We start from the raw sequence: 18,834 nt of genomic DNA on the forward strand, positions 1-18,834 counted from the left end.
ATTACAGGCATTTTTGCAGCAGCAAACTAATCCGTCAGAGGACGACTCAATCATTTCCTGATTCACGACTGCTTTATTCCGAGAGACAACCCGGCCGGAGAGGCCAGGTCAACAAAGAGCTTACTTCAAAGTAATGATAAACTCTGCCAGATGCTCTACAGCCTTTTCAGCGCCATCACCTTCGCCGATGATGGTCACTGTTGAGCCTTGAGTCAGCCCCAGGGTCTGCAGTTTAAACAAACTCTTGGCACTGGCCTGCTTGCCACCTGCTTCCAGTTTGATGTCACAGTCAAAACTCTTGGCTTCTTTAACAAACTGAGCAGCTGGACGAGTATGAAGGCCATTCTCAGCCGTGATCACTACATCTTTCTTAAACATATTCGGTCTCTCTCTAACTTGAGCACCTGTCAGGAAGCAAGAGGCTGGACAGGCCTGACTCTAAACGGATGCATCAGAATAAAGATACACTATCTGTCTGCTTTAATTCAGACGCTGAGCCTGAATTTCAGAACGTAAGCCGACAGGAAATATTGATTCACCCAGTCATTCGGCAAGTCGAACATACTCCAGGTATACTCCGCACCATAACCTAAGAATCAGACAGCCCTGACTAAAAAGGTATCCGGATTTTCCCCTAAACTGCTTTGCGGGGAAAGACCGGTACAAGTTTCTTTGAGTCAGGGCAAAATAGCTATTGTCAAGCCATCAGGGCATTTATTTCACCCGCAATGATCTCAGCCTGAGGCCCAAGAATCACCTGCAGGTTATTTTCACCCAGCTTCACCACACCTTTGGCACCCACGGCTTTCAGGCCAGCTTCATCGATCAGGTCACGATTGGCCAGAGTCAGACGCAGACGGGTGATACAGGCTTCAACAGAGGTCAGGTTGCCCTCACCGCCCAACAGTTCGATGAAACGCAGAGCACGCTCCGAACCACTGACTGCTTCAGAAGATCCTGCTGTTTCCGGCTCCTCGTCTTCGCGCCCCGGTGTCTTCAGGTTGAAAGCCCTGATAGCGAAATAGAAAACACAGAAGTAAATAACAGAGAAAGCCAGACCAATGAACACCAGGGTCACAGGCTTGGTAGCCAGCCCCCAGTTCAGAGCCATATCCAGGGCACCCGCAGAGAAACCAAAGCCATGCAGAACACCAAACATATTGGTGATTACCAGAGATAAACCTGTCAGCACGGCATGAACAGCGTAGAGACCTGGCGCCAGGAATACGAACATGAACTCCAGAGGCTCAGTGACACCGGTCAGGAAGGCAGTAGCACCGACAGACAGCAGAACACCACCTACACGGGCACGATTTTCTTTAGGCGCCGCCAGATACATAGCCAGCGCAGCAGCTGGCAGACCGAACATCATGACCGGATAGAAGCCCGCCATAAAAGTACCGGCAGTGGGGTCACCGGCAAAGAAACGAGGCAGATCGCCCGTAACTACCTCACCGGCAGCATTGGTGAATTCACCGAAGCCAAACCAGAAAACAGAGTTCACAACATGGTGCAGACCTACCGGAATCAGGCCACGGTTCAGCACTCCATAGGCAAACTGTCCAATGGGGCCAGACTCAGAGATACCATTAGCAAATGCATCAATGGCAGACTGGATGACTGGCCATACATAACCTGCTGCTACAGAGACCGCCAGAGCAATCAGACCGGTCATGATCGGAACCAGACGTTTGCCACCGAAGAACGCCAGATAGGGTGGCAGTGCCACCGCATGGAAACGGTTGTAACTATGACCGGCAATAATACCGGCAATAATGCCGCCAAAGAATGACATATCAATGTCGGCATTGATGGTCTTGGCCCCGGCAGTCAGGACAAAATAGCCAACTGCACCCGCCAGCACCGCTGCACCGGCATCGTCCTTTGACAGTCCGGCAGCAATACCCATCGCGAACAGCAAAGGCAGGTTACTGAAAATAGCGTTACCCGCTTCTGCGACAAAGGCAATATCCAGCAGGTCAGGCTGCCCAAGACGCAACAGGATTGCTGCAATAGGCAGAGTGGCGATGGGCAGCATCAATGCCTTACCCAATCTCTGCATATAGCCAAGAATGTTCAAAATAGTTACCCCTTAGATATTAACGTCACTGCACAAACCTCAATCAAAACCCCGTGGAACTCAAACAGGCAGACAGTTGATGGGCAGCGCATGGTTTGGGACGAAATGTAACCGGTCACAATGCACCAGTTCAACTGTGTTGTGAAGGTTTCGTAAAGAGATTAACCGGTTATTGACCCAGAGCAAAAAAGCAAACAGAACATGTGGCATCAGTAGTCATATATGACACACCACAATAGAGAGCACCTCAATGAGGTGCTTAAGCGATGGGAGCCAGATGTCTGTTCATTAGCTGGAATGAAACAGACGTAAAGCTCAGTACTCGGACTTTGTCACTATTGGGCTCTTGTTGTAGAACCTCAGGTAGGCCACGATGTTACTGAGCAGGAACAGCACTTCCATGACGACGGCCATCGGGGACAGGACAAGAACGTTGTGGCTCAACCAAACTACCGCACCCACCATCATGATCAGTCTCATCTCACGATCGTCTTTACTGAATGCGCCTATCGTTTGCAGGCAGGAGCCGACGAACGCCACGAGACTGATGAAAGACTCGTAGGTAACAAAGAGTGTCACACCATTGATAATCAAAAACAGGTTTCTTACCCCGGGCCGAGACGTAAAGTAACTGGTCAGATAGCGTATTGACGCAATCGTCATAACCACGGCCGCTGTGAAAGCATTGAGCAAGTAAAAGTGCGTCGCAATCAACGCTCCCGCAATAAACAGGCACAACACCACGTGTTTGCGTGTTTTGAACTGGAAAGACAACAGGTCAAACACAATAGCGATGGATACCAGGATCTGTGAAAGCGTGTAATTATCCATGTTTACAACCCTTGTTCACTCTGGCTCACCCAAGCGCAACAGTTTGATCGATTTCTAGCTCAACGAACACGCTCTTGATTGCCTCAGCGAGGTGACGAATATGCGTCTCGGTGTGATTGGGCGTTGCATTGATCCGCAAGCGCTCGGTGCCTACCTCGACGGTTGGTGAGTTGATCGACTGAATGTAAATCCCATGCTTGCTCAGCAGCAGATCGGCCGCTTGTTTGCATTTCCGGGCGTCGCCGATCTTGACTGGCAAAATGTGCGTTTCTGAGCATCCCATGATGGGAATGCCCAACTCCGCAAAAATCGCGCGCAAGAGCGCTGTATTGAACTTGAGCTTCTGGCGCTCAGAGTCCGAGGCTTTCAAGTGGTTGATGCTGGTTAAACAGGCTCTGGCGATGCTTGGAGGCAATGAAGTGGTAAAGATAAAGCCGGACGAAAACGAGCGAATAAAGTCGATAATGGTTCGGTTGCCAGCAACGTAACCACCAATCACGCCGATGGCTTTCGCCATGGTACCTTGTATGATGTCGATATCCGATTCGTGGCCCAAGGCCTCCGCAATACCCGCCCCGCGTGCGCCGTACATACCTATGGCATGTACTTCATCCAAATAAGTCAAGCATCTGTATTTCTTCGCTAGTGTAACAATCCCAAAGATGTCGGCAATGTCACCATCCATAGAGTAAACGGATTCAAAGATGATCAGTTTCGGGCAATCGATGTCGACGGTTTTCAGAAGTGACTCGAGGTGGTCTGCGTCATTGTGTCTGAAGATGTGCTTTTGGTTTTTAGATGAGCGAATGCCATTAATGATGGAGGCATGATTCTTTTCATCAGAAAAGATTATTAGCTCTGGGAACATCCTCAGTAAACATTGCAAGGTGGCATCGTTTGAAGAGTAACCGGTCGGGTAAACCAGTGCAGCTTCTTTTTGATGCCAGTCTGCAATCGAGACTTCCAATTCAGTGAGGTATTGGTGCGTGCCACCAATATTACGAGAGCCGCCGGAGCCAACGCCATGCTGTTGGATGGCATCCACGGCGGAGGCCATGACCAGATCATTCTGAGACATACCCAGATAGTCGTTACTGCACCAGACCGTGACGGGCTTGCCGTTGGATAACGCACGAGGGTAATTGCCTCCAATGCGATTGATGTCCGTAAATATTCTGTATTCGCCGGATTGTTTTATGCGAGCCAATTGGCTTTCCATTATTTCATACATCAGCAATTTGCTCTTTTTTTGTTATGCCTCATGCTTATTTTATTGCGAGATGTAACAAACTGAAATAATTCAAAACATCAAATTATCCAATATAATCATTCACTTATTGCATTCGAGATAGGACATAGCCTCGCGACCATACTCCTGCCAGTGGGCTCACCCAAAAGAACCACCTCATCAGGTGCTCACAGAAGTATACTTGAATCACTCAGCACTTAATGACCTCCTCATCCAACCGCTAATACCAAGCCAATACGCCAGCACGCCATAAACATCGGAGCCTCTCTGGCTAATGCTTGCCGGATAACGTTAGGCTCTTCGCTTTCGCCCCTTTGATTTCTTGCATTTGCCAACAGTCCATTGAACCAGTGTGACTCCAGATAGTTCAGAGCCGCCTTCAATGCTGATGTGTGGAACGCCCCACAGTAAAAACAAGATCACTCACCGTAATAAGCTTTCCTCAGCAAAGTTTCCAGCTCAGAGATCAGTGGCATTCTTGGGTTTGCCGTAGTGCACTGATCTTCAAAAGCATGATCAGCCAGCATTTTGACTTTTTCCATAAACCCTTTCTCAGAAACCCCCAGCTCTTTCAGAGATAAAGGCATCCCCAGCCGCTTCATCAATTTACGAACAGCATTGGCCAGGGATTTGACTCCTTCTTCAGGGGTTTTACAGGGCAGGCCCAGCGCCCTGGCCACTTCGGTATATTTCTCATGGGCGATGTAATGATCGTATTTCGGGAAAGAAGCCACCTTGGAAGGATTCGGACACCCGTTGTACTCAATCACATGAGGCAACAACAGTGCATTGGCCAAACCATGGGGAATATGGAACTCATGCCCCAAATTATGAGCCATAGAGTGATTGATACCCAGGAAAGCGTTGGCAAAGGCCATACCGGCAATGCAGGAAGCATTATGCATCTTTTCCCTGGCTACCTTGTCAGCTTCTTCGCAGGATTTCGGCAGATACTCAAAAACCAACTGAATCGCCTTCATAGCCAGGGCATCCGTATAATCTGACGCCATCACAGAGACGTAAGCTTCCAGTGCGTGAGTCAGGACATCCAGACCTGTGTCTGCGGTCACCTTTTTGGGCACCGTCAGCACCAGATTCGGGTCCAGAATGGCTACATCAGGCGTTAACTCATAGTCGGCCAGAGGATACTTGATGCCTTTCTCTTTATCGGTAATAACGGCAAAGGAAGTCACCTCAGAGCCGGTTCCGGACGTTGTGGGAATAGCCACCAGTCTGGCTTTCTTGCCCAGTTTCGGGAACTTGTAAACCCGCTTGCGGATATCAAAAAACTTCTGGGCCATACCCGCAAAATCAGCTTCTGGCTGCTCGTAGAACAACCACATGCCCTTGGCCGCATCAATAGGAGAGCCACCACCCAGAGCAATCACGACGTCCGGATTGAACAGCGCCATATCCTCGGCACCCTCGCGAATAGTCGCCAGACTCGGATCGGCCTCAACCTGATTAAATACCCTCACCTGCACTGGCACCGGACGTTTTCTCAGGTGGTACCGAACCTTTTCAACATATCCCAGACTCTGAATCACCTCGTCTGTCACGATGAACACACGAGAAATGTCGGGCATTTTTTCAAGGTATTGCAGGGAGTTGGCTTCGAAATAGATTTTTCTGGGCACTTTGAACCATTGCATATTAACCCTGCGCTTGGCCACGCGCTTGACGTTGATGAGGTTAACAGCAGAAACGTTGGACGTCGTACTGTTCCCACCATAGGTGCCACAACCCAGAGTCAGGGAGGGCATGTTGGTGTTATAAATATCACCAATAGCACCATGGGTGCTTGGTGAGTTAATGATAATACGACCGGCCTTCATCGCCAGCGAGAATTCATCAATCACATCATCGTTCTGGGAGTGCAGAACAGCGGAATGCCCGAGACCACCGAAGTTCAGCATCTGGTCGGCCAGTTCAATACCATGTTGGGTATCCCTGGCCTTGAGAAAGCCCAACACCGGCGAGAGCTTCTCGCGGGACAGGGGAAACTCGGGCCCAACCCCTTCAATCTCAGACGCGATAACCCTTGTCTCTTGCGGTATTTTAATATCTGCCAGCGCAGCAATATCGGATGGCTTCATCCCCACAATCTTACTGTTGACATGGCCATCAATAATGACCACTTCAGCCAGGCGATCGGTCTCTTTGGGAGAGGTGAAATAGACATTCAGCCTCTTCATCTCTTCCTTAAAAGAAGCATAAACTTCGTCGTGTACTATGGCAGCCTGCTCGGAGGCACAGATCATTCCGTTATCAAAACTCTTGGACAGAACCAGATCATTGGCGGCCTGCTTGATATTGGCAGTGCGATCAATAACACAGGGCACATTACCCGGACCCACCCCCAGAGCCGGCTTGCCAGAAGAATAGGCGGCCCGAACCATACCTGAACCACCGGTGGCGAGAATGACTGAGATCTCGGGATGGGTCATCAACTTCTGAGTGGCCTCCAGCGATGGATGCTCTACCCAGAGTATGCAATCTTCTGGCGCTCCTGCCTCTATGGCCGCATCGCGAACAATTCTTGCCGCTTCTGTTGAACATTGTTGTGCCGAAGGGTGAAAAGCAAAAACAATAGGATTACGCGTCTTGGCAGCAATAATAGACTTGAACATGGTGGTGGAGGTGGGGTTTGTCACTGGCGTGATACCACAGACAACGCCTACTGGTTCAGCTACCAACATGAAATCCTCCTCCTCATTATCTTCAATCACACCGACAGTTTTATCGTATTTGATAGAATGGTAGATGGACTCAGTCGCAAAGATGTTTTTGGTGACCTTATCTTCGAGGATTCCCCTTCCGGTTTCCTCAACGGCCATTCTCGCCAGCTCCATGTGAGCAGACTGCCCTGCCAGAGCCATAGCCCGTGTCACCCGGTCCACGTCTTCCTGGTTGAGCTTCAGGTACTTTTCTCTCGCTATCCCGGCTCGCTTAAGCAGACCATCCAGCTGCTCATTCACACTGGACGCACTGTCGTGTTTTTTCTCCCTGGCCTTGGCTGCTGATTTATTACTCACCATGAGAAGCACCTCACACTGTCGTTTATTAAGGCAAAATCACTCGCTAAGACATAGTTGGTTCGAAATATTCTTACTCTTGGGCACTGTGTACGGGCTATCGGACTCTAATCCGGAACTGCTTGTCTACTGACTTTCTCTGGCAATTCTGAAAAAAGGGAGCCCATGCCCCCCCCCCCTGTCGGTCATTGAATAAATGCATCAAGGGCTGCTTGTACATCCTTGATGGTAGGTTGATTTACCACATCATTGGCCAGCTTTTGCAATGCTTCGAAACGCTGCTCTCTGAGCACTTTTTTAACCCTGGGAATCGACGTAGCACTCATACTGAACTCATCCAGCCCTAAACCCGCAAGTATCAAAGCGGCACGTTCATCGCCCGCCATTTCTCCACACATACCGGTCCACTTGCCTGCTTTATGAGAGCAATCAATCACCCGTTTGATGGCACGCAGTACAGCGGGTGACATAGGTTCATAGAGATCAGCAATCATTTCATTGCCACGATCCACAGCCAGAACGTACTGGGTCAGGTCATTGGTACCGATACTGAAGAAGTCCACTTCTTCAATCAGCAGGTCGGCAATCATAACCGCAGCAGGGGTTTCCACCATGATTCCTGCCTCAACATGGTCATCAAAGCACACGCCTTCATTGCTGAGCTCTGACTTGACCGCTGCCATCATGGCATTCAGCCGACGGGCTTCTTCCACGGAAATGACCATGGGGAACATAATCTTCAGTTTGCCAAAAGCACTGGCTCTGAAAATGGCACGTAACTGGGTGTTAAGAATTTCAGGCTTGTCAAAGCACATTCGAATGGCTCGCCAGCCGAGAAACGGATTCAGTTCCTCAGGCAGATCAAGATAGGGCAGCTCCTTGTCACCACCGATATCCAGAGTGCGGATAATTACCGACCGCCCCCCCATGGCTTCAGCAACGGCCTTATAAGCCTCGAACTGCTCTTCTTCCGAAGGCATTTGAGTGCGGTCCATAAACAGGAACTCGGTTCTGTAGAGACCCACACCTTCAGCACCATGACGATCAGCTCCTCCGATATCCTTGACCGTACCAATATTGGCACAGACTTCGAAGGCTTTACCGTCCAGGGTCTCGCAGGGGAGATCCTTAAGCTTGGTCAGCTCAATACGTTCTTCATCCAGCTGTTTCTGAAGCGTCCGGTAGTAATCCAGCGCGGAGGCATCAGGATTCACCAGCACTTTATTGTTGATGGCATCAAGCACCACCTGATCACCACTCTGAATTCTGTCAGTCGCCACCCTGGCTCCAACAATGGCGGGCAACTCAAGAGAACGAGCCATAATAGCAGAGTGAGAAGTACGACCACCGACGTTGGTCACAAAACCCCAGACCTTTTTGAGATCAATCTGGGAAGTATCAGAGGGAGTCAGGTCATTGGCAATAATAATAGAACCCTCTTCCACCTCCTCCAGAGAGGTCACAGGAATACCCAGCAAATTCTTCAGCATCCTGCGCCCTACATCCCTGATATCCGCTACACGCTCACGCAGATACGGGTCGTCCAGCTCTTCCAGCATACTGACATTAGCCATAATGGCGTCATTCAGTGCCGCATCTGCCGGTTTCAGCGAACGGATTGCTGAAATAACTTCTTCTTCCAGCTCTTCGTCTGTTGCCACCAGAATGTGACCTTCAAAGACTTCAGCTTCCTCTTCCCCCAGTTTGCCTGCAGTTTTATCACGAATGGCTTCAAGCTGCTCAACTGCGCGATCTCTGGCCTGCCTGAAGCGAGTGATATCCGCCTCGACCTCAGAGTTGTCCAGAACGCCATCGCTGATCTGTATTTCGACCTCTTTCAGCACAAAGGCGTTACCAATGGCCACGCCGGAAGACGCAATGATGCCTGAAAACATGATCTTACCCACTCAAAAAGTTACCTGCCGGGAAAAACAGCCCGCCCGCCCTCTTCTCATGATGAAAAGTGACGCAAACTACTCTTCTCGGCTCATAGCTGCTCAGCTACCGGAGTATCCGGCTTGTAAGCGACAGGATACAACCGGCAATCAATCACACAAACCCTGACATAGCTCGACAAATTATTTCAAAACGTGCACCTGAATACGGAGTTTCTTACAAACTTCATTGCTTATAGAGAGACCCACTCCAAGATAGTGCATCATCTAATTAATCGCCTGCCGTATGATGAACAGCCACACTAAAATAAACACCATCAACAAGCGGTTTAGAATGCCTTCAAACCATAAAAAGCCCACTGCTATGTAATGTTTTTTCATTAATAAACCGGATCAATCCACTAACATTCAGGGTTGCTTCAGGGAGGCGACGTTATTTAGCACTTCAATCCCAAAAAAAGACGTGTCACTCCTTCAGGAAATACTAAAAAAGCCCCCACCTTCTCACAAAAAATTGCTCCACACCTTAATAGGATTGACCTCCAGCCAATATACGCATTACTACCTAACACCCTGTCAACAGACCGCTGCAAGCATTTTTTTTACGACATACTTCAATAAAATACTCAGAATTTTCATACACCTTACCCAATGACTCTTTTCATTAAACGACAACATTATTTTAATAAAGAGGAAATATAATTCTTGTCAACATAAGCCCCCTGAAAGGATCAAGGCATTAATAAGCTGAAAAAATTCTTAAACTCTCTTTCTATATAACTGGAGAAAGATAAAGTTTTTTTGTTAGACTTCAGGCAAGCCAAGTTTCCGGCCTCAGGATTAATTTGCATCACAGCATAAACATTTCAGTTTGCACGGCTCAGTATGAAAGTGTTATCAAACTTCATCGTTGACTGATACTCAAACTGATTCAGACTCAGCTCTCCCGACCACTGACCGAGGAAACCTTTATGGCACTGGTATCCATGACCGAAATGCTGAAAAAAGCTCTGGAAGGCAAGTACGCAATTGGCCAGTTCAATATCAATAATCTGGAGTGGACTCAGGCTATACTGACTGCCGCCCAGAAAACCCGGTCTCCCGTTATTCTTGGTGTATCTGAAGGCGCGGCTCGTTATATGGGTGGCTTCAAGGTGATTACCGCGATGGTAAATGCCCTGATCGAGAGCATGAAAATTACTGTACCGGTTGCTGTTCATCTGGATCACGGTTCCAGCATTGAAAAATGCAAAGAAGCCATCGAAGCCGGTTTCTCTTCCGTGATGATCGACGGCTCTCACGGCCCATTCGAAGAGAATGTTGCCATGACCAAAACCGTGGTTGAGTATGCTCACGCTCTTGGCGTATCCGTTGAAGCGGAACTGGGTGTTGTTGGTGGTCAGGAAGACGACGTTGTTGCAGATAGCTGCATCTACGCTGATCCACAGGAATGTAAAGAGCTGGTTGAACGCACTGGCGTAGATTGTCTGGCCCCTGCTCTGGGCTCTGTTCACGGCCCATACAAAGGCCTGCCAAATCTGGGCTTTGAAGAAATGTTGCAGGTTAAAGAGCTGACGGGGGTGCCACTGGTTCTGCATGGCGGCACAGGCATACCGACTGCCGATATCCAGAATGCCATCAGCCGTGGCACCGCCAAGATCAACGTAAACACAGAAAACCAGATCGCCTGGACTAACATGGTTCGCAAGGTCCTGGCCAACGACGCTGAAGTTTACGACCCACGTAAGGTCATTGGCCCGGGTAAAGAAGCCATCATTGAAACCGTCATGGGTAAAATCCGTGAGTTCGGCTCCGAAGGCAAAGCCTGATTTAAGTACTCAACCATACGAAATCATATTTTCTGACTTCTTGTTCAGGCACTCGCGGCAACTGCTCCTGCGTTGCTCTAGCTCCTGCATCCATGCAGTCGTGATGCGTTGCAACTCTGGTCACATAGCTTGCTATGTTCCCGTCGTTGCGCCTTGCAGAGCACCTGCCCAATAAGCCAGAAATATTCGATTCCGTATGGCTGAGTACTTATCAGCCCGGTAGTTCAGACTAACGGGCTTATTATTTGCCCACCTCTTTCTTATCTGAACTAGTATTCAGATACCTGAAGCCGTTCATGTTTTGCACCACTCCCAAGAAACAGGGATAATAGCCACCGAATTCAATCACCCCTTGATTAGCAGGAGCAGGCAATGGCCCTGATCAGCTTGCGTGAGATGCTCGACCACGCCGCAGAAAACAACTACGGTGTCCCCGCATTTAATGTCAACAACCTGGAACAGATGCGCGCCATTATGGAGGCTGCCGACGAGACTGACTCCCCGGTCATCGTTCAGGCTTCTGCAGGCGCCCGTAAATACGCAGGTGCCCCTTTCCTGAGACACCTGATTCTGGCCGCCACTGAAGAGTTCCCCCATATTCCAGTCGTTATGCATCAGGATCACGGTACCAGCCCCGCTGTATGCCAACGTTCCATCCAGCTTGGCTTCACCTCCGTGATGATGGATGGCTCACTGAAAGATGATGGCAAAACACCGTCTTCCTACGATTACAACGTTGATGTAACCCGTCGCACAGTAGAAATGGCACACGCCTGTGGTGTTTCTGTAGAAGGCGAACTGGGTTGCCTGGGCTCTCTGGAAACCGGACAGGCCGGTGAAGAAGACGGCGTCGGCGCAGAAGGCACCCTGTCACACGATCAGCTGCTGACAGACCCGGATGAAGCAGCAGAATTTGTAAAAGCCACTCATGTGGATGCCCTGGCCATTGCCTGCGGTACCAGCCACGGCGCCTACAAATTCACTCGTCCACCGACAGGCGATATTCTGGCGATCGACCGTATTCGTGAAATCCACCAGCGCATCCCGAACACCCACCTGGTGATGCACGGCTCCTCTTCTGTTCCCCAGGAATGGCTGAAAGTCATCAACGAAAACGGTGGGCAAATCCCTGAAACTTACGGTGTACCGGTGGAACAGATTCAGGAAGGTATTCGTCACGGCGTTCGCAAGGTCAACATTGATACCGACCTGCGTCTGGCGTCTACGGGCGCTATTCGCCGCTTCATGGCAGAAAACCCTTCCGAATTTGACCCGCGCAAATATTTCGCAGTGGCCACCAAAGCCATGAAAGACATCTGCATCCAGCGTTATGAAGCGTTCGGCGCTGCAGGTCAGGGTTCAAAGATTGGCAACACCAGTCTGGAAAGCATGTTTATTCGTTACGGTAAGGGTGAGCTGGACCCAAAAATCCAGTAATACAACCGTCGCTTGATCACAAAAGCCAACCTCCTCCGGGGTTGGCTTTTTTATGCTTAAACTACTTTAAAACAGATTCAGGAGTGAGCCATGCTGTATGGAGTGGATATCGGTGGCACTAAAATGGAGCTGGCCGTTTTTGATCATGAGCATAACAAACTCGTGAGCAAACGCTTACCCACACCGACCGACTCCTACGATGCCTTTAAAAAAGCCATACGTGAACTGGTATTAGAAACCGATCGTGAATTAAACACACGAGGTAGTGTAGGTATTGGTATTCCCGGATTTGTTAATCCTGATACCGGCAAGGCTCAGTGTGCTAATGTGCCCTGTACCAACAACCAGAATCTGCAAGTTGATCTTGAATTACTTCTGGATCGCCCCATCAAAATTGAAAATGATGCCAACTGCTTTGCCCTGTCGGAAGCCATTGGCGGAGCAGGTGATAAAATTCCTACGGTTTTTGGGGTGATTCTCGGAACCGGTTGTGGTGGCGGTCTCTATATCAACGGCAAGATTCATGATGGTAGAAACAACCTGGCAGGCGAATGGGGACACACACCACTGCCCTACCATGTTTTCAAACTGGCTGGCGAAGACTTTCCCATTGTCAAGTGTGGCTGTGGCATGCACGGCTGTCTGGATAACTACTTGTCAGGCAGAGGTCTGGAGCTGGCATATAAGCATGTCGCCTCCGAGTCCCGGTCAGGCAAAGACATAGTACAACTATACCGCCATCATGATGCCCGGGCAGAACGAGCTGTTGAGATTTATTGTGAACTGCTCGCTTCGGGACTGGGTGCCATGATCAATATTCTGGACCCCGGTGTCATTGTTCTGGGTGGCGGCCTGTCAAACTTTGATGAACTCTACGAACTGGTTCCTCCTCTGCTGCCAAAATACACTCTGAACATCGGACAACTGCCGGAGATACGCAAGGCAGAATTCGGTGATGCCGGGGGTGTGCGTGGTGCTGCTATGCTGAATGCCTGATTTCTGCAAAGGGTCTACGCTTTCCTGCATGTCTTATTCGTCTGATTTATTCTTCTGATAGTAAGAGGCACCAATGACTCCTTACCAAAGGCTTGCAGGATGCCCGGGCTGCAATAAACAGTTCTTAAAAGTCAGCGCACTGATAATCAAACTCCTCGGCACTATCCAGCTCATGGCTCTGTTCAGTTTTTGTTTTCACATGTCAGTGCAAGCGGATGACGGGGTACAGATGAGTAAAATCCATGAAAGCTGTCATAAAGCCATGCGGGACCGTCACCATTTCGATCCCTTTCATTTCCCCAAACACCTGAGATGCAAAAGCATCCTTCACACTGAAAAGGATCTCTTTATCGAGAAGACCGCATTCGTGCCTCCCAACAGACTGGAATACACTTGTCGCTCATTCGCCAGAAATACCTCTGAGAAAGCCCAGTTGTCTGAATGCCAGGCAATGTCAAATAAAACCGTCCCCCCCAGCCGAGCCGTCGAAATACCCCGCTCCCCCTACCCGATCGTACTCATCAAAGACGATATCTATCTGCACCCCGAGCAGACCTTGTCAGAACTCATTACCTCTGTCTTATACAATGGTGGCAATCTGGCTGCTGCCCTCTTTCATGGCATGATCTACCGGGAAATATGGCAAAACTATCAACTCTCCAACAATGCCTTCGCTTTTCGACTGACGGTGCTCGGCGTAGTCTGGAACTCCCTTGCAATCTATAAACACAGCCTGCATGCGATTAACACTCATAGTGAGCATCAATTCACCATCGGGGAAACCGCTTTTGAACTTATCAGCATGCCCATTAAAATAGATCTTGAAGCACCGGGAGTCATTAAGGCATTTAAATTATTGCCAATTATCCGGGGCGATTACTATTTAATGAAAGATTTCCGGGACGAAATCAATTTTATGAAGGAGAGTATATTTGTTGGACTCATCGGGTTGAACTGCATCGTCATTGCAACTTCATGGATTTCATACTCCATTGACAACCATTACCATGAGGACTGCCCGACCCTGGCTTCTGCCCCCGAAAACGCTCCCTGCATCAAACAGATAGAAGAAATGCACGTTCTTCTGGATCAATAGATTTCCACGTAACAAAAAACTTTACCCGGAATGTCTGACCGAAACAGGATGACCTGCTGCGGGTCTGAACTTTTCCAGAAGGTCTCTGGCAACAGAAACAGAAATGGCTTTTTTCATTGAGACGAACTTAGCGGGTGTCGCAAAGCTCCATTGTGCAAAAACCATTCTTTTTTACAATTTATCAAAAAGGTCTATTCTTCGCTGGAGGTCTGATCCTTTAGAAAGGAAAAGTCACCGATGAATTCTTCCCATAATCCTGCAAGATGCCCGGGCTGCAATAAATTGCCTTCAAAAGTCAGCTCACTGAAAATTAAAATGCTTAGCACTGTTAAGCTCATTGCGTTACTCGGCTTTTATTTTCATATGGCGACACATGCGGACGACGGTGTTCAGATGAGTAAAACCCATGAAAGCTGTCATAAAGCCATGAGGGATCGCCATCAGCTTGACCCCTTTTATTTTCCCAGGCACCTGGTATGCCATACCATCCTTTCAAATGAGGAGCGTTGGATCTTCGAGAAAACTGTTTTCGTGCCTCCCAACACACTGGAATACGCATGTTACTCATTTCCCTCATTGACCTTTAACAGCTCTGGGAAAAACCTGCTCCCTGACTGTCAGACACTGTTGAAAATAGCTACCTACAACAACCATGTCTATGAAATACCCGACTACCCTATCGTGCCCATAAAAGATGATATCTATCTACATCCAGAGTCTTTATCAGAACTCGCTACTTATGCCCTGTACAATGGGGGTGGCAACCTGGTTGAAATTTTCTTCCATGGCATGATCTACCAGAAAATATGGAACACTTATCAACTATCAAACAGTGTCTATGCCTTTCCGATGATGATGCTCGGCATGGTTTGGAACTCCCTTGAAGCCTATAAACACAGCCTGTACATCAACATCCATCGTAGCGAATTCAGCTTTTGGGAATTTGTGCTTGAAGTGTTCAGTAATTGCATTGAGATAAGCCTTGGCACGCCAGATATCTTTGATGCTTTAAGCTTCTGGCCTAAGACTTTCCGGGGCAAGATTGAGGCAATGAAAGAAATAGCATTCTTTGGGTTGATCTGGATGAACTGTATGATTGCTTCACCCTCCCGAACGCCTAATCCCGGTTATGATGAGAATTGCCCTGAACTGGCTTCTACCCCCTCAAACATCCGCTGCAGCAAACAGATAGAAGAAATGCACGTTCTTCTGGACCAGTGACTTTGATAAAATCGTCGCAATCATTTAGTTACGAAAAATCATCAATCCCCTGCAGGGCTGCCTGTAAGTCGACTAACTGCCCCTTTACTTTTTGATAAGTTTCATAGATTTTGATGGTTTCTTGCAGTTTGACATCATCCTCAAGTGACCTTCTGTCTGGATCATAAATAGCTGCAGCATCTTTTGCCAATTCCAGTGTCTTCATTAATTCCGCGCAAATACCAGCGTTACTGAGTAATTTGGGTGTAGGGTCAGCCTCAGGGCGATTGACAGCCTGTTTGGCATGATCCCCTGCAGACTGGACATTAACAGTATCCACCTGCTTGTTCAGTTGCGCCCTGTGGTATGCGACTGTTGACTTTTTTACGGTACCGCGACGCATAGCCATGGCGTAGTTAATTACGTCCCGGGCAGCTTCCGAATCGATATCCACACGGGGGACATAAGTTTCCCATTTGCGGCTGATTTTAAGACACTCAAGTCGTAATTCGATAATGGCGTCGGTCAGCTGTTTTTTTTCTTCCTGACGTGCAGCAAGCTCATCCGACAGATTGCATTCTGTTGAACTTTCAGGGACCTTTGCCTCTGGAGCCCTCGCTGCTGCCTTTGCATCTTTCTCCCGAACACCAACCAGAAAAGGCGAATCCTCAGGCACCTCAGGAAAGGTAATGGTGCACTCGTCCAGTTTTTTGGGTGCAGCATTTTGCTGTCTGTCGGAAGGAATGTAGGGAACAACATGTTTCGGCACGACAGGTAGCGTGTCAGTTATAGAATCATCGTCGTCTGGATCACGATTCAGGACTTCATGGGCAGCCGCCATGAGATCTTGCATGAAAGCCTCGTGACCAGGAATGGCCAAAACGGGAAAATTGGGTACCATATAATCACCACATAACCACCATGAAAAACATTTACTCCCAGAAAAAATGCCGAGAATAACTGACAGAACCACCAGAAATTTCCTGAAATTCACACCATACCCTTCAAAGGATATGCAGACCTTCAGAGCAGACCAACCTGTAAAAAAATCCTGTAACGCCAGTGTTGGCCGTTGATTTAGACTGAGAAAAAAAATCAATTACCCATCCTTATTTCAGTGATTTTCACCGTCTGATCACGACTGGCGGTTAACACATAGCGAACATCGCTACTGAAGGTGGCTGAGTCGACTGCACCCTGATGCGAAATGGTGCCTTTCACTACCCATGATCCATCAATCTCCTGGCCAATGATTTTAGCCGTTTTATCTTTACTCGCAGTCACCACATGGCGACCATCAGAGCTGAAGATCGCTGAATTGACCTCGTCGTCATGAGCAATGGAAGCTTTTTCTTTCCAGACTCCATCGGCCCTCAGAACATAGATTTTCACTGTTTTATCATAGCTGGCAGTCACCACATGGCGACCATCGACGCTGAAAGTGGCTGATACCACCGACTTCTGATGGACAATGTTGGCTTTTCGTTGCCATGATCCATCGGCCTTCTGACCATAGATTTGCGCCATACCATCTCTACTGGCAGTTACCACGTGAATGCCATCGGGGCTGAAGCTAGCTGAGTTGACCTCACGAAAATGCCTGATGTCAGCCTTTTCTTTCCAGAATCCATCGGAATCCTGGCCGAAGATTATCACCATGTAATCGCAGATGGAGTCGGGGGTGAATAGATCCATATTGTTCGCAAACATTTGACCAATGGTCATCACGTGGGCGCCATCGGGGCTGAAGATGGCTGAGTCTAGATTACTGTCATGGGTAATAGTGTCTTTAAACAGCCATGATCCATCTTCCTCTCGGTAATGGATCCTCAGCTTCATATCATTACCAGTGGTTATCACATAGCGTCCATCAGCGCTGAAGTTGGCTGAGGTTATCGAACCTTCATGAAAAATGCTGGCTCTTGGTACCCAGGATCCGTCGGCCTCCAGACCATAGATTTGCGCATTGCAATCATCACTGGCGGTGACCACAAGAGTACCATCGGGACTGAAGATGGCTGAGTTGACCTCACGAACATGATTAATGGTCACTTTTGCTTCCCAGGATCCATCAGCCTCCTGACCATAGATTTTCGCCGTGCCATCACTACTGGCGGTGACCAGATGATTGCCATCGGTGCTGAAGTTGGCTGAATTGGTACAATCGATATGAGGAATGTTAGCTTTTACATCCCATGATCCACTGATGCTCTGACCAAAGATTTTCACTGTGTTAGGACCGGCAGACACCCTCCTGGTCAACACATGGAGGCCATCGTCGCTGAAGGTGGCTAATGCAACCCGGCCAGCATGAGAAATCTCACCATTATCAACCAATTTAAACGTTTCACATTTAGACATCAGTTCAGTCATGGTGAAATAGAAAATAGCAGGAAAATCACAACTCTCCCGGCATTGTATAAGTGATTTGATTAGTGCCTTATCATTCGTAAACTGTCCCAACCAATCGTGAAGCTGGTTGTCATCTTTTGTACTGACGATTGTTTCCAGTCGAGCCTGATGTGCCGAAGGAAACCGGTTATACCAGGCTTTTGCCAGAACATCGCCGTCTTTGATAGCATTTTTGAGGTTGGAGCATGTCCGTTTTAAAAGGTTTGCAGTTGGAAGATGCAAGTAGTCAATGATTTTATATTTCAATTCTAAGGGCATTTGCTCCAATAAAGATTCACACTGGCCAGATGCATTAATGTCTCTGCCCATACCGATACCGGTTGGCGGCTCTGATTGAGATCGCCCTGAGGGCGTCTGTATTGAATCGACAATTTTGGAATTGTCATTTAATTGCCTGATTTCTGGTGTCATTTCCAGCTCCTCTAAAATTTTATTTGTCCTTATTTTGAAACGACATTAAAAGTGGATACGGCAGTTGGACACGGATTTGGAATAAAAGTTCATACTATGTTGGTAATGGCAACCAACAGTGCTTCTGTCTTTCATCACACACTGGGCAGCGCCGCTTAGCACCAGCTCACTCCGCTACAGATTCCGAACTTCGTTGATCAATAACAGTCTGCACAGGTCCAAATCAGCGAATTCGATAATCCGCTGGATAGGATAAATTAACTCCAGAATCACCATTCGTTATAAATGCTTGCAGCTTCACAGATGCCAGAGTTACAAAACGATAGGGCAATAATCAAGGTGGGAGACAGTCGAGTCCGGTGG

General features: G+C 48.4%; 13 protein-coding genes. 5 read left to right on the top strand and 8 right to left on the bottom strand.

Annotation, left to right across the window (positions count from 1 at the left end; translation table 11 throughout):
* Window positions 1-120 precede the first annotated feature (120 nt).
* The 6 genes from ACOJUN_RS00270 to ptsI form a co-directional block, all read right to left on the bottom strand.
* Window positions 121-378, bottom strand: a complete 258-nt coding sequence (locus ACOJUN_RS00270) for an HPr family phosphocarrier protein (protein ID WP_422134692.1) — start codon at window positions 376-378, stop codon at window positions 121-123.
* A 319-nt stretch (window positions 379-697) separates the two neighbouring features.
* Window positions 698-2,080, bottom strand: a complete 1,383-nt coding sequence (nagE, locus tag ACOJUN_RS00275; protein ID WP_422134693.1) for an N-acetylglucosamine-specific PTS transporter subunit IIBC — start codon at window positions 2,078-2,080, stop codon at window positions 698-700.
* A gap of 315 nt (window positions 2,081-2,395) precedes the next feature.
* The gene (locus ACOJUN_RS00280; protein ID WP_422134694.1) at window positions 2,396-2,911 is read right to left on the bottom strand and encodes a YgjV family protein; all 516 of its coding nucleotides are present in this window, start codon (window positions 2,909-2,911) and stop codon (window positions 2,396-2,398) included.
* A 25-nt stretch (window positions 2,912-2,936) separates the two neighbouring features.
* Window positions 2,937-4,142, bottom strand: a complete 1,206-nt coding sequence (gene hemA / locus ACOJUN_RS00285) for a 5-aminolevulinate synthase (protein WP_422134695.1) — start codon at window positions 4,140-4,142, stop codon at window positions 2,937-2,939.
* Between the two features lie 437 nt (window positions 4,143-4,579).
* Window positions 4,580-7,198 carry a bifunctional acetaldehyde-CoA/alcohol dehydrogenase gene (gene adhE / locus ACOJUN_RS00290; RefSeq protein ID WP_422134696.1) on the bottom strand — a complete coding sequence of 873 codons (2,619 nt, stop codon included), beginning with the start codon at window positions 7,196-7,198 and terminating at the stop codon, window positions 4,580-4,582.
* A 182-nt stretch (window positions 7,199-7,380) separates the two neighbouring features.
* Window positions 7,381-9,102, bottom strand: coding sequence for a phosphoenolpyruvate-protein phosphotransferase PtsI (gene ptsI / locus ACOJUN_RS00295; protein ID WP_422134697.1), 1,722 nt, complete (start codon window positions 9,100-9,102; stop codon window positions 7,381-7,383).
* A gap of 959 nt (window positions 9,103-10,061) precedes the next feature.
* Between ptsI and fba (ACOJUN_RS00300) the strand changes: the two genes are divergently transcribed.
* The 5 genes from fba (ACOJUN_RS00300) to ACOJUN_RS00320 all read left to right on the top strand — a co-directional run bounded on the left by fba (ACOJUN_RS00300) (window position 10,062) and on the right by ACOJUN_RS00320 (window position 15,669).
* A complete protein-coding gene (fba, locus tag ACOJUN_RS00300) occupies window positions 10,062-10,919 on the top strand; it encodes a class II fructose-1,6-bisphosphate aldolase (protein WP_422134698.1) in 858 nt (285 codons plus the stop codon).
* A gap of 372 nt (window positions 10,920-11,291) precedes the next feature.
* Window positions 11,292-12,356 (top strand): class II fructose-bisphosphate aldolase, encoded by a 1,065-nt coding sequence (gene fba, locus ACOJUN_RS00305; protein ID WP_422134699.1) that lies wholly within the window; start codon window positions 11,292-11,294, stop codon window positions 12,354-12,356.
* A gap of 90 nt (window positions 12,357-12,446) precedes the next feature.
* Window positions 12,447-13,352: an N-acetylglucosamine kinase gene (gene nagK, locus ACOJUN_RS00310; protein ID WP_422134700.1), complete on the top strand. Its 906-nt coding sequence runs from the start codon at window positions 12,447-12,449 to the stop codon at window positions 13,350-13,352.
* A gap of 73 nt (window positions 13,353-13,425) precedes the next feature.
* Window positions 13,426-14,448 (top strand): hypothetical protein, encoded by a 1,023-nt coding sequence (locus tag ACOJUN_RS00315; protein WP_422134701.1) that lies wholly within the window; start codon window positions 13,426-13,428, stop codon window positions 14,446-14,448.
* Between the two features lie 237 nt (window positions 14,449-14,685).
* Window positions 14,686-15,669 carry a hypothetical protein gene (locus ACOJUN_RS00320; RefSeq protein ID WP_422134702.1) on the top strand — a complete coding sequence of 328 codons (984 nt, stop codon included), beginning with the start codon at window positions 14,686-14,688 and terminating at the stop codon, window positions 15,667-15,669.
* Window positions 15,670-15,697: 28 nt separating this feature from the next.
* Here ACOJUN_RS00320 and ACOJUN_RS00325 read toward each other — a convergent pair whose 3' ends face one another.
* Both ACOJUN_RS00325 and ACOJUN_RS00330 read right to left on the bottom strand, forming a co-directional pair.
* Window positions 15,698-16,549 carry a hypothetical protein gene (locus tag ACOJUN_RS00325; RefSeq protein WP_422134703.1) on the bottom strand — a complete coding sequence of 284 codons (852 nt, stop codon included), beginning with the start codon at window positions 16,547-16,549 and terminating at the stop codon, window positions 15,698-15,700.
* 194 nt (window positions 16,550-16,743) lie between these two features.
* Entirely contained in the window at window positions 16,744-18,471 is a 1,728-nt protein-coding gene (locus ACOJUN_RS00330) for a WD40 repeat domain-containing protein (protein WP_422134704.1), read from the bottom strand.
* Window positions 18,472-18,834 lie beyond the last annotated feature (363 nt).

The organism is Endozoicomonas sp. ALD040, from assembly GCF_049275945.1.
Lineage (GTDB): Bacteria > Pseudomonadota > Gammaproteobacteria > Pseudomonadales > Endozoicomonadaceae > Endozoicomonas_A.